The 12069-nt window shown below is 50.1% G+C and carries 17 protein-coding genes; 16 read left to right on the top strand and 1 reads right to left on the bottom strand.

Annotated features, from left to right (window positions below; translation table 11 throughout):
* Window positions 1-282: 282 nt before the first annotated feature.
* The 16 genes from HMPREF9443_RS07300 (at window position 283) to HMPREF9443_RS07225 (ending at window position 11871) form a co-directional block, all read left to right on the top strand.
* The gene (locus HMPREF9443_RS07300; protein ID WP_009145933.1) at window positions 283-837 is read left to right on the top strand and encodes a GDSL-type esterase/lipase family protein; all 555 of its coding nucleotides are present in this window, start codon (window positions 283-285) and stop codon (window positions 835-837) included.
* Between the two features lie 93 nt (window positions 838-930).
* Window positions 931-1284 carry a YlxM family DNA-binding protein gene (gene ylxM / locus HMPREF9443_RS07295; protein WP_009145932.1) on the top strand — a complete coding sequence of 118 codons (354 nt, stop codon included), beginning with the start codon at window positions 931-933 and terminating at the stop codon, window positions 1282-1284.
* A 5-nt stretch (window positions 1285-1289) separates the two neighbouring features.
* On the top strand, window positions 1290-2636 hold the full coding sequence (gene ffh, locus HMPREF9443_RS07290) for a signal recognition particle protein (RefSeq protein WP_009145931.1): 1347 nt from the start codon (window positions 1290-1292) through the stop codon (window positions 2634-2636).
* A gap of 51 nt (window positions 2637-2687) precedes the next feature.
* Window positions 2688-2960, top strand: coding sequence for a 30S ribosomal protein S16 (gene rpsP / locus HMPREF9443_RS07285; RefSeq protein WP_009145930.1), 273 nt, complete (start codon window positions 2688-2690; stop codon window positions 2958-2960).
* A 20-nt stretch (window positions 2961-2980) separates the two neighbouring features.
* Window positions 2981-3208: a KH domain-containing protein gene (locus HMPREF9443_RS07280; RefSeq protein WP_009145929.1), complete on the top strand. Its 228-nt coding sequence runs from the start codon at window positions 2981-2983 to the stop codon at window positions 3206-3208.
* A gap of 19 nt (window positions 3209-3227) precedes the next feature.
* Window positions 3228-3632: a YlqD family protein gene (locus HMPREF9443_RS07275; protein ID WP_009145928.1), complete on the top strand. Its 405-nt coding sequence runs from the start codon at window positions 3228-3230 to the stop codon at window positions 3630-3632.
* A 3-nt stretch (window positions 3633-3635) separates the two neighbouring features.
* Window positions 3636-4139 (top strand): ribosome maturation factor RimM, encoded by a 504-nt coding sequence (gene rimM, locus HMPREF9443_RS07270; protein WP_009145927.1) that lies wholly within the window; start codon window positions 3636-3638, stop codon window positions 4137-4139.
* Window positions 4136-4957 (top strand): tRNA (guanosine(37)-N1)-methyltransferase TrmD, encoded by an 822-nt coding sequence (gene trmD, locus HMPREF9443_RS07265; RefSeq protein ID WP_009145926.1) that lies wholly within the window; start codon window positions 4136-4138, stop codon window positions 4955-4957. The genes rimM and trmD overlap by 4 nt, the downstream gene beginning before the upstream one ends.
* Window positions 4950-5525 (top strand): RNA methyltransferase, encoded by a 576-nt coding sequence (locus HMPREF9443_RS07260; protein WP_009145925.1) that lies wholly within the window; start codon window positions 4950-4952, stop codon window positions 5523-5525. Before trmD ends, HMPREF9443_RS07260 begins: the two co-directional genes overlap by 8 nt.
* 129 nt (window positions 5526-5654) lie before the next feature.
* Window positions 5655-5996 carry a 50S ribosomal protein L19 gene (gene rplS, locus HMPREF9443_RS07255; RefSeq protein ID WP_009145924.1) on the top strand — a complete coding sequence of 114 codons (342 nt, stop codon included), beginning with the start codon at window positions 5655-5657 and terminating at the stop codon, window positions 5994-5996.
* Window positions 5997-6188: 192 nt separating this feature from the next.
* Window positions 6189-6761: a signal peptidase I gene (lepB, locus tag HMPREF9443_RS07250; protein WP_009145923.1), complete on the top strand. Its 573-nt coding sequence runs from the start codon at window positions 6189-6191 to the stop codon at window positions 6759-6761.
* A complete protein-coding gene (gene ylqF, locus HMPREF9443_RS07245; protein WP_009145922.1) occupies window positions 6758-7618 on the top strand; it encodes a ribosome biogenesis GTPase YlqF in 861 nt (286 codons plus the stop codon). Before lepB ends, ylqF begins: the two co-directional genes overlap by 4 nt.
* 65 nt (window positions 7619-7683) lie before the next feature.
* Window positions 7684-8523, top strand: coding sequence for a ribonuclease HII (locus tag HMPREF9443_RS07240; RefSeq protein ID WP_148495349.1), 840 nt, complete (start codon window positions 7684-7686; stop codon window positions 8521-8523).
* Window positions 8501-8872 (top strand): YraN family protein, encoded by a 372-nt coding sequence (locus tag HMPREF9443_RS07235; RefSeq protein WP_009145920.1) that lies wholly within the window; start codon window positions 8501-8503, stop codon window positions 8870-8872. The genes HMPREF9443_RS07240 and HMPREF9443_RS07235 overlap by 23 nt, the downstream gene beginning before the upstream one ends.
* A 19-nt stretch (window positions 8873-8891) precedes the next feature.
* Window positions 8892-10412, top strand: coding sequence for a YifB family Mg chelatase-like AAA ATPase (locus HMPREF9443_RS07230; protein WP_009145919.1), 1521 nt, complete (start codon window positions 8892-8894; stop codon window positions 10410-10412).
* Window positions 10413-10539: 127 nt separating this feature from the next.
* Window positions 10540-11871, top strand: a complete 1332-nt coding sequence (locus HMPREF9443_RS07225) for an RNA-binding domain-containing protein (RefSeq protein WP_009145918.1) — start codon at window positions 10540-10542, stop codon at window positions 11869-11871.
* Here the strand turns inward: HMPREF9443_RS07225 and HMPREF9443_RS11040 are convergent.
* Window positions 11861-12069: hypothetical protein (locus HMPREF9443_RS11040; protein ID WP_222859565.1), on the bottom strand; the 209-nt coding region annotated here is incomplete at its 5' end. The genes HMPREF9443_RS07225 and HMPREF9443_RS11040 overlap by 11 nt on opposite strands.

The raw sequence follows: 12069 nt of genomic DNA, 5'->3' as shown, positions 1-12069 counted from the left end.
AAAAATCGTCAGTTTGTACTACTCTTAGAATGTACCAGATAAAAATAAATGGCCTTGCTTAAGCTTCTGCAGAAAAGATGCATCTGCAGGATATACTGCTTATTTAATTGTCCGCAGGTAAATGAGCCGGATGCGTAAGCTTACTTGCGGTTTTCAAGAACTTAGTTTAAGTGTACTTGAAATATGGGGGAATGTCAAGGTAGTGGATAGAACGCCTTTACTCTTCCTCCGCCATCTATGCTATAATAATATGTAGAAAAACCAACGTGAGGAGCGATTATCATGAAATACGTTGCCTGTTACGGCGATTCTCTGGTGCAGGGCTTTCCCTTCGGCTCACGCTATTCCTGGACCGCTCAGGTGGAAAAGCTGACGCAGATTAAAATGCTTAACTACGGCGTCTGTGGTGACTGCTGCGATGATATCATCTACCGCATGCGCCAGTACGCGCTGCCGGAATATGTGCATCACGTTATCTTCCTCGGCGGGGCCAACGACATTCTGCAGGGACGCCGCATTGAGGATATCAGCCGCGATTACAAGCGTGTGCTGGAGTGGTGCGAGGAAAAGCAGTACAGCCTGTGCGTAGTGCTGCCGTTCATCAGTACGGAGCAGGCGCTCAACCGTCAGTTGCTGAACCTGCGGCAGGAGGCAGAGCATATCTGCGGCGGCAAGGCTTTCCTGCTGGATTTGCAGCCTGCCATCGGCATGGACGCCGGGGCACGCTTCAAGGCCTACGTTGACGGCATTCATCCTAAGTCCCAGACGTATGAGGCGATGGGAAGCTATGCAGCGCCGCTGATCTGGAAGTGGCTGAAGAACGAAAAAGAGGCTTAGAAAAATTTTTAAAGGTGACAAGTAAAAATACTTGACAAGCATCGCTTTATGCTTTATACTTACATAGTCGACTAAATTTCGAGAGGGATAAATATGTCAGCAGAAGAAATTTTTGCGCAGCGTATGCGCTTAGGCAGGCTCTTTGATATTTACGGCGGTCTTCTGACAGCTAAGCAGAAGCAATGCCTGGGACTGTATTTCTATGACGACTTGTCTCTGAGTGAGATTTCGGAGGAGCTGGGCGTTTCGCGTCAGGCTGTCCACGACCTGCTCAAGCGTGTTGAGCAGCTGCTAGAACGTTATGAAGCATCACTGAAGGTGCTAAGCCGCGAGGAGGAGCTGCATGCTAAGCTGCAGCAGGCAATTGATTTGCTGGCAACTCCGGATGAGGCAAAAAAAGACGAGGCCGTGCAAATGCTGAAAGAGCTTTGCAGTGAAGGTAGGTAGATAGAATGGCATTTGAAAGTTTATCTGAAAGATTACAAAATGCATTAAAGATGTTCCGCGGCAACGGCAAGCTGACTGAGGAAGATTTAAAGGCTCCTATGCGCGAAGTGCGTATGGCGCTTTTAGAGGCCGACGTTAACTTCAAGGTTGTTAAGGACTTTGTAGCCAAGGTTAAAGAGCGCGCTGTTGGTGAAGCGATCGGCGAAGGCCTGAATCCGCATCAGCAGATTATCAAGATTGTTAACGAAGAGCTGATTGAGCTTTTGGGCGGTACCCAAAGCAAGCTCACTGTTGCTCCCAAACCGCCGACAGTTATCATGCTGGTTGGTCTGCAGGGCGCAGGTAAAACCACTACCGCCGGTAAGCTGGCCAACTACCTGAAGCGCAAGCACAAAAAACCGTTGCTGGTTGCAGGCGACGTTTACCGTCCTGCTGCCATTACTCAGCTACAGGTTTTGGGCGAGCAGCTGAATGTGCCGGTATTTACTTTGGGCGACAAGGTTTCTCCTGTAGAAATTGCCCAAAAGGCCATGGAAAAAGCACATAGCCTGGCATGCGATACGGTAATCATCGATACCGCAGGCCGCTTACATATAAATGAAGAGCTGATGGAGGAGCTGCGCAACATTAAAGGCGCTGTTCATCCTCAGGAAATTCTGCTGGTTGTAGATGCTATGACCGGTCAGGATGCAGTAACCGTTGCCGAGAGCTTTGACAAGGAATTGGGCATTGACGGCCTGATTGTTACCAAGCTTGATGGTGATGCCCGCGGTGGTGCGGTGCTTTCCGTAAAGGCTGTTACCGGCAAGCCGGTTAAGCTGATCGGTTTGGGCGAAAAGCTGGATGCTTTGGAGCCCTTCCATCCGGATCGTATGGCTTCCCGTATTCTGGGCATGGGCGATATCCTGACTCTGGTAGAAAAAATTCAGTCTACAACAGACCTCGCCAAGGCATTGGAAATGGAGAAAAAGCTGCGCAAGGACGAATTTACCTTAGAGCAGTTCCTGGACCAGATGCAGCAGGTTAAAAAGCTGGGTTCTCTGGAAACCATCTTAGGCTTAATCCCCGGCATGGGCGGCATCAGCCAGAAGCTGAAGGAAGCTAATGTGGACGAAAAGGAATTCGACCGCATTGAAGCAATCATCCGCTCCATGACCAAGAAGGAAAGACAAAAACCCGAAATCATCAACGGCAGCCGTCGTAAACGTATCGCTGCAGGCTGCGGCATGCGTGTACAGGATGTCAACAAGCTTCTGAAAAACTTCGAAGAAAGCAAGAAGATGATGAAGCGTATGCAGGGTATGGCAAAGTTTGCTTCCAAAGGCGGCTTCAAGCTGCCGTTTGGCAGATAATAAAGAAAGTTCCATGTTGTGAGATATTAATTTAAGGAGGTGAAAATCAACATGGCAGTTAAAATCCGTTTAAAACGTATGGGCGCTAAAAAAGCTCCTTTCTATCGTATTGTTGTTGCAGACGCTCGTTCTCCTCGTGATGGTCGTTTCATCGAATCTATCGGTTACTACGATTCCACCGTTCAACCGGCTAGCGTAAAAATCGATGCTGAGAAAGCTATCGACTGGATGAACAAAGGCGCTCAACCGACTGATACCGTTAAAAACCTGTTCAGCAAGGATGGTATCATGAAAAAATTTGCTGAAGCTAAAGCAGCAAAATAATTTGAGGGGGCGTGATCTACATGAAGGAATTGGTAGAAGTTATGGCCAAATCTCTTGTAAATGATCCCTCTGCAGTAGTAGTGGAGGAGGAGACAACCGGTACAACAACGGTGCTTCGCCTCCATGTTGCTTCTGAAGATATGGGTAAGGTTATTGGAAAACAGGGCCGTATCGCAAAAGCTATCAGAACTGTTATGAAAGCAGTAGCAACCCGTGAGAATGTGAAAGTCATTGTCGAAATTATTTGATTGAGGATGGTATATCGCTATGGATAAAATGATCGTTAGGGTTCCCGTCGCTGTTAAAGCAAAAGTTACTGAAGATTTAAAGTTGAAAATTGTTGGAGATCTCCAAAATACCATAAAGAATATGGAGCTTGATCTGGAGCAATTCGAGTTCCAGGCTAAAAAAGCATTGCATCAGGCTGCCAGCGATTTGAGCGTGCTTCCGGCTTTGCGCGAACAAATTGACATCGAAAGAAATAAGCGTACTGCTGCCAAACAAGAAGCAGAGGCTAAGCTGAAAAGAGCGGAAGCTCTGGAGCTGGGCGCTGAAATTGGTCATGGTACCCTGGAGCGTACTGTAGAAATTACCGTAGGCACCAATATTGATACCCTGATGGGCGCAGAAATCCTTACTGAAGACGGTAAGGTTATCGCTTTCCGCGAATAATCCATGGAAAACCAAATAGTTATTGGCAAAATTGTCGCTCCGCACGGTGTGCGGGGCGATATTCGTATATTGCCGTTAACCGATAAGCCGGAACAATTTTTAGACCTGGATTATCTGCTGCTGCCGGACGGTCGCAAGCTGACCGTGAAAGCAGCACGCTTTCATAAAAGAATGGTGCTGGTGACTACTGCCGAAATCAAAAGCATGAACGAGTCCGAGCTGCTGCGCGGTATGGAGGTAAGCATTAACGCTGAGGACCTGCCGGAGCTGGAGGAAGGACGCTTTTACGTTGCCGACCTCATCGGCCTGCCTGTTTATGACGAGCAGGGCGAGCAAATCGGTACCTTTAAGGACGCACTGAGCACAGGCAGCAACGATGTTTATGTTATCGCTGTCCCCGGTCAGAAGGATTACCTGCTGCCGGCACTGAAGAAATATGTCAAGGAAATCAATCTGGCAGAAAAGCGCATTGTCGTGGAGCTGCCTGAGTGGGTTGAGGCAGAATGAAGTTTTTATTTGTAACCTTATTTCCCGAACAGATTGAGCAGGCTGCAAGCCACAGTATTCTGCAGCGCGCTGCCTCCAAGGGCCTGATTAAGGTGAGCTGCATCAATCCGCGCGATTTTACGCATGACGTGCATCGCACGGTGGATGATTCTCCCTTCGGCGGCGGTGCAGGCATGGTGCTGAAGCCCGAGCCGATGGTGGCTGCTATCCGCAAGGCGAAGGAGCAGCTGCCGAATGCCCGCGTTATTGCCATGTGTCCGGGAGGACGCACGCTGAAGCAGAGCATCGTCGAGGAATATGCCCACAGCGGCCAGGATTTCATCTTCGTCTGCGGTCATTACGAGGGCTTTGACGAGCGCATCTTCTATTGGGTTGATGAAAAGCTGTCTATCGGCGATTATGTGCTCACCGGCGGCGAAATGCCTGCCATTATTGTGATGGATGCAATTTCCCGCTTTATTCCTGGCGTACTGGGTAAGATTGAAAGTGCGGAGGAGGATTCCTTCAGAACCGGTCTTCTGGAATACCCGCAGTACACCCGTCCGGTGAACTTTGAGGGCATGGAGGTGCCTGAGGTGCTGCGCAGCGGCAACCATGCGCTGATTAACAGCTGGCGCCTGAAGCAGTCGCTCAAAGCAACGCTTGCTCTGCGTCCCGACCTTTTGAGTGCGGAGCAGAAGGAGCTTTTGACAGGCCGCTTGCCCTATAAAATGAAAAAATCGGAGCGCCGCTTCTATGAGGAGCTGCGTGCCGAAATCGCTGCCGAGCAGGAAAAACGCGCAAGCGCCGAGGTGAAGGAGGATGAGGCGAATGGCTGATTTATATGTTGGCCTGGTCCATTATCCTATCTACAACAAGCGCATGAACGTTATCGCCGGCGCGGTGACTAACTTTGATATCCACGATATATCGCGTACCTGCCGCACTTATAACGTGCAGGGCTATTACATCATCCATCCGCTGGAGGTCCAGAAGCAGATTATCGACAAGATACTTTCCTACTGGCAGGAGGGCTATGGCAAGGTGTATAACCCCGACCGTGCTGACGCGCTGAGCCGTGTGCTGTGGCAGCCTGATATCGCAAGTGCGGTGCAGACGATAGCAGAGCGCACAGGCAAGCAGCCTTACGTTGTCACTACGGATGCACGCATTTATCCCAACACCGTTTCCTACAGCTTTATGCGCAAGCAGCTGCAGGAGGGTGACAGACCGGTGCTGCTTTTGTTCGGCACAGGCTTTGGCATCGAGGCGGAAACTATGGCCAAATCTGATTATATTCTGGAGCCTGTTTACGGCCCGTGTGACTATAATCATCTTTGCGTGCGCAGTGCCGCAGCCATTATTCTGGACAGGCTTGCAGGCGAGCCCTGGTGGGAAAAAAATTAAAGAAAAATGCAAGAAATTATACACTTTTCTCTTGCATAAATTGGTTGTCTATGATACAATTTACGTTGTGTAATACGGACGGTCCGCTGTGGAGTTCGCACATGAACGTCTATGATTTAGGAGGAAACTATGAACATTATTGAAGTACTGGAACAAGAACAACTTCGTTCCGACATCCCTGAGTTTAAAGCAGGCGACACCGTTAAAGTTTATTGCAAAATCGTCGAGGGTACCCGCGAGCGCGTTCAGCTGTTTGAAGGCGTTGTAATTTCCCGCAGTGGCTCCGGCGTTCGTGAAAACTTCACCGTTCGTCGTATTTCTTACGGCGTTGGTGTAGAAAGAACTTTCCCGGTTCACAGCCCGCGTATTGAGAAAATTGTTGTAGCACGCGTTGGTATCGTTCGCCGTGCTAAACTGTATTATCTGCGCAAACTGACTGGTAAAGCTGCTCGTATCAGAGAAAAACGCTAATCAATCTTTGTTTATAGTAAAAGGGACTGTAGTAGTACGGTCCCTTTTATTACGTTATGAAGCATTTATGCTTTAAAATAAAGCAAATTTACAATTATGTCATAACTGAAGCTGCAATCTATGCTACAATATATCTATATTATTGTAGTTAAAAATCCGGCCTGTGCCGGCGATAGAGAGGAGGCTCATTAGTTGAGCAAGAAAAGTGAAACCTCCTGGCAGGATTCTGCCAGTGATTGGCTTGTTTCGATTATTATTGCGGTAGCACTGGCATTCTGCATCCGCACCTTTTTGGTAGAGCCTTATATGGTAGAAGGCTCCTCTATGTATCCTACTCTGGTAAACCATGAGCGTCTTGTCGTTGATAAGCTGAGCTACTTTGTTACCGACCCGAAGAAGGGCGAAATCGTAGTTTTCCGCTTCCCCAAGGACCAGACCCGTGACTTTATCAAGCGCGTTATCGCAGTTGGCGGTGACACTGTGGAGATGCAGCAGGGCAAGGTATTCGTCAACGGCAAGCAGCTGAACGAAACCTATATCTACCACAATGACCCGAAGGGCAAAAATATTTCCGATTACCGCAAGGTAGTTGTTCCCAAGGATACCATCTTTGTATTAGGTGATAATCGTAATAACTCTGAGGACAGCCGTTTTGCCGACGTTGGCTTTGTGCCGCTGAAGCTGGTTAAGGGACGTGCGCTGGTAGCTTTCTGGCCGCTGGACAAGATGCGCGTGCTGAAGGCTGATACGGGTATGGGCGAATGATGCTGGAGGATTTTAAGATTCAGTGGTTCCCCGGTCATATGACCAAGGCGAAGCGCATGATGGAAAGCCAGATTAAGCTGGTTGACGTTGTTGTGGAGATGCTGGATGCGCGTATTCCTCGCTCCAGTACCAACCCCATGCTGCAGGATATCCTTGGCAGCAAGCCGAAGGTTATCGCACTGAACAAGATTGATATGGCAGACAAGGCCCAGACTGATGTGTGGCTGGAAAAAATCAAGCACAGCGGTCTGCCTGTGTGCAAGATTGACTGCGCTCCCGGTAAGGGCGTCAAGCAGCTTATCAGTGCAGTTCAGCTGGCTGCGAAGCCGGTGATTGATAAATGGCTGAAGAAGGGCGTGCGCAACCGTCCCGTCCGCGTTATGATTGTAGGTATTCCGAACGTCGGCAAGTCTACCCTGATTAACCGCCTCGTAGGCAAGAACAAGGTAATGGCTGCCGATAAGCCGGGTGTAACACGCGGACAGCAGTGGGTAACGATTGCCAAGGGCTTAGAGCTTTTGGATACGCCGGGTGTACTCTGGCCTAAGTTTGATGACCCGTCGGTGGGCTTTGCGCTTGCCGTTACCGGTGCCATCAAGGAGGATGTATTCGACAGGGAGCAGGCCGTAGAGCTGCTGCTTGATCTGTTGATACGCAAATATCCTCAGGATTTGCAAAATAAATATGCAGTAAGCCTCGAGCAGGGTGATGATGTCAACGCCGTTATGGCGAAGATTGCCGTTGCCAGAGGTTGTCTGAAGTCTGGTGGACAGCTTGACATCGATAAGGTGGTTCAGCTTGTACTCAGAGATTTCCGAGCAGGACGTTTAGGGCGGTTTACAATCGACGAGCCTTGATTTGTCGTGCCATAAAAACCGCCGCAGGGCGGTTTTTCTTTATGCAAAAATAAATGTTAAGGGGGATACAGAAGATGAATATTACCGAAATCAAGGAGCTGCTGGCAGGAGCACCGACGGCGGAGCAGCTGGCGACATTGGCAGCAGACGAGCGCAAGGGAGTACAGAAGCTGCTGGCAGCATACAACAAGCGTCTGGAGAAGGCGGCGGCGGAGAAGGAGCGCTTCACGGCGATGCTGAAATTGGAACGCGAGCTGTATGACGAGGGCTGCGAGCTGATTGCCGGCGTAGATGAGGCAGGACGCGGACCTTTGGCAGGACCGCTGGTTATCGCTGCCGTTATTCTGCCCAAGGATGTGTTTATCAGCGGACTGAACGATTCCAAGCAGCTTTCCGCTGCTAAGCGCGATATGCTGTATAACGAGGTTATGGCCAAGGCGCTGGATATCGAGGTGAACATCGTCAGCGTCAGCAATATTGATGAGCTGAATATTTACTACGCTACACAGCAGGGCATGGCGCAGGTGCTGGAAAACCTGCACTGCCGTCCGCAGGCAGCGCTGATTGACGCTATGCCGGTGAAGGTTCCAGGTATGAAGATTGAATCCGTGGTGCACGGTGATGCGCTGAGCGCTTCTATTGCCGCTGCTTCGATTATTGCGAAGGTAACCCGTGACCGCATCATGGAGCGCCTTGATCTTGTTTATCCTGCCTACGGCTTTGCGCATAACAAGGGCTATGGCAGCGGCGCGCATATGCAGGCTGTGAGCGAGCTGGGAGCCACACGCTGGCACCGCCGCAGCTTTGAGCCTGTGAAGAGCATGCAGCTGCCGCTGGTGGCTGCTGAGGAAAATATCCTCTATGCTCCGCAGACGGATAACTATGAGTACCCCGTCGAGGAGTAGTCTTGGGAAATACGGCGAAGATTTTGCCTGCCGCTATCTGCAAAATATGGGTTATAAACTGTTAGCCCGCAACTTTCGCTGTCACCGTTATGGTGAGATTGATCTTATTGTTGAAAAAAGTGGCTGTATCAGCTTCATAGAGGTCAAGACACGTGCTTCTACCCGGTTCGGCAGACCGATAGAGGCCGTGACACCGGCAAAGCAAAGAAAAATTCATCGTTGCGCTGAATATTATCTCCAATGCAGAGGTCTGCTGGAGCAGCCGCCGGTGCTTTCCTTTGATGTAGTAGAAATTATCATTGAAAGCACTGCGGCTATCAGCATCAGGCATTGGCCGCACTGCTTTTAAAAGAAACGGAGTGTTGATAATGTTTGCACAGATTCTTGGCGAAACAACTTGTGGTATTGATGGTGTACAGATTTTGGTTGAGGTGGACGTGAGCAACGGCTTGCCCAGCTTTGATCTTGTGGGACTGCCGGCGATGGCTGTGCGTGAGTCCAAGGAGCGCGTGAAGGCGGCGCTGCGTAATTCCGATTATCCCTTCCCGATGACGCGCATTACGGTCAATCTGGCGCCCGCAGATTTGCGTAAGGAAGGCAGCGGCCTTGACTTGCCGATTGCCATAGGCCTGATGACCTGCGGCAGAATTCTGGAGCCGGAAAAGCTGGAGAACAAGGTTTTCATCGGCGAGCTGTCGCTGGACGGCAGAATCCGCAAGGTTTCCGGCGTGCTTTCCATGATTATGGATGCCAAGAAGTGCGGGGCGCAGGAGGTGTATATTCCGCAGGCCAACGCTGCCGAGGGCAAGCTGATTCATGGTATTGATGTGTATACGGTGGCAACCTTAAAGGAGCTGGTGGAGCACCTGAAGGGGAAGAACACGCTGACGCCGCTGCCGAAGGAAAATATTCTGCAGAACAATAACAGGATTTATCATGTGGATTTTGCTGACGTCAAAGGCCAGCTTGTAGCACGCAGAGCGTTGGAGATTGCTGCCGCCGGCGGTCACAGTATCCTGATGGTGGGTTCTCCTGGCTGCGGGAAAACGATGCTGGCACGCCGTTTGGTGACGATTCTGCCGCCGATGACGGAGGCCGAGGCGCTGGAGGTTACTAAGATTTACAGCATCGTGGGACTTTTGCCGCAGGCCGACAGTGTCATGCTGGAGCGTCCGTTCCGCAGTCCACATCACAGCATCAGCGGCAGCGCCTTGCTTGGCGGCGGCAGTACACCACGCCCGGGAGAGGTGACGCTGGCGCACAACGGCGTACTCTTTTTGGACGAGCTGCCGGAGTTTGAACGTTCTACGCTGGAGATGCTGCGTCAGCCGCTGGAGGATGGCGAGGTGAGTATTTCGCGCGTCAGGGCGGCAATGACCTTCCCGAGCAAGTTTATTTTATGCGCTGCTCAAAATCCTTGCCCCTGTGGGTTCCTCGGTGATTCGGTGCACCGCTGTTCATGTAAACAATCGGAAATTGACAGCTATAAACGTAAGATTTCCGGTCCGCTGATGGACAGAATCGATATGCAGATAAACCTGAGCAGGGTGGAGTTCAGCGAGCTGAAAACGAAGGAAAAGGGCGAATCTTCGGCTGCCATCCGCGAACGTGTGGTGAAGGCGCGACTGCTGCAGCAGGAGCGCTTGGAAGCCTTGGGGATGCACTGCAATGCGCAGATGGGACGGAGCGAGGTTGTTAAATATTGCCAGCTGGACGCGGCGGCGCAGAATGTTATGGAGCGTTACTTTAATATGCTCAACCTCAGCGCCCGCAGCCATGACCGTATCCTTAAGGTGGCACGCACGATTGCGGACCTTGCGGGCAGCGAGAACATTGAGGCGGTGCATCTGGCGGAGGCCATTCAGCTGCGCACCAGCGTGCGGCAGTAAGGAATATACGTCATAGCAAATGAGTTTAACGCTTTGCGTATTACTGACGGTAGTACGCAGAGCGTTTTTTGTTGCTTTCTTTCCTAAAATGATGTAAAATAAAAGAAAACGAAAGGAACGAAAGCTAATGACAAAAGAAACACTTGCGTATGAGAATATCGACAGAGAGTTTAAAGAGCTGTATGTCAGTGACATCAAAAAAACAGTAGTTGCTTTTGCCAATACAGAGGGCGGAATTTTATATATCGGCATAAATGATGCAGGAGAGGTTGTCGGTCTGCCAAACGTAGACGATGTAATGCAGCAGACAGCCAATACGCTTAAGGACAGCATTGCACCGGATGTTATGCCGTTTGTCAAAATACGCGCAGTTACCAAAGAAGGTAAACAGATTATTAAGGTTGCGGTGCAAAACGGCACGAGCAGACCGTATTATATTCGTGAAAAAGGCTTAAAGCCCAGTGGTGTTTATATCAGGCAGGGCAGCAGCAACCAGCAGCTGAGCGATGAAGGCATTCGCCGTATGCTGATAGAGGTTAACGGTAAAAGCTATGAAAGCATGCGCAGTATGCAGCAGGAGCTGACCTTTACTGCTTTGCGCAAGCATTTTCGGCAGCGTGAGCTGAAATTGGATGAGGCGCAGCTGCGCACTCTTAAGCTCATCGGTGACGATGGCCTGTACACAAATCTGGCGCTGCTGCTGTCCGAGCAGTGCGAGCATTCGCTGAAGGTTGCGGTTTTTCAGGGCAGCACGAGAGCGGTTTTTCGCGACAGACGTGAGTTTACCGGCTCCTTGCTGCAGCAGCTTTACGATGCTTACGCATTTATAGATAATTATAATAAGACTAAGGCAACCTTTCACGGCTTGGAGCGTGTAGATACGCAGGATTATCCGCCTGAGGCTGTGCGCGAGGTGCTGCTGAACTGCCTTGTGCACCGTGATTACAGCTTCAGCGGCAGCACGTTGGTTAATATTTACGATGACCGCATTGAGTTTATCTCTTTGGGAGGACTCGTCACTGGCTTAAAAATGGAAACAATTTTCATCGGCGTATCGCAGACGCGCAATCCTGCGTTGGCTGCTGTGTTCTACCGCTTGCGCTTAATTGAGAGCTTTGGTACGGGGATTGAAAAAATTCAGCAGAGCTATCTGGATACTGCGGCAAAGCCGGAATTTATTGCGGTTTATGGTGGCTTTAAGGTTGTTTTGCCCAATGTCAATGAGGTGCAGGCCAAGGAGTTTAGCATCAGCGAAACGCAGGAATACTATGGCTTTGTGGATGAAAAGGACAAAGTAATGCAGCTGGCTGCTGTGCAGGGCTATGTTACCCGCAAGCAGGTTGAGGATGCCTTGCAGGTGAAAACAACTAAGGCCTATATGCTTTTGCAGGAGCTGTGTGATGCAGGCAGGCTGGCGCCTATCGGCGTAGGGAGAAGCAGAAAGTATATCAGCAGGTAAGCTTAACGCTCTGCGTATTACTGACGGTAGTACGCAGAGCGTTTTTTGTTACAAATCTGTAAACAGCTTTACAAAAGTTTCCCAAAATAAAAAAATCTGCAAGTTTTTGTACAAAGGTGTTGACGAAAGATATACGCAGTGGTAAACTAGGCACAACTTCAAAAAAACCACAAACCGTTGAGACGGAGATCAAGTCAG

It is taken from the genome of Phascolarctobacterium succinatutens YIT 12067 (genome assembly GCF_000188175.1).
Taxonomy (GTDB): Bacteria; Bacillota; Negativicutes; order Acidaminococcales; family Acidaminococcaceae; genus Phascolarctobacterium_A; species Phascolarctobacterium_A succinatutens.
This window is presented reverse-complemented; position numbering and strand designations above follow the sequence as displayed.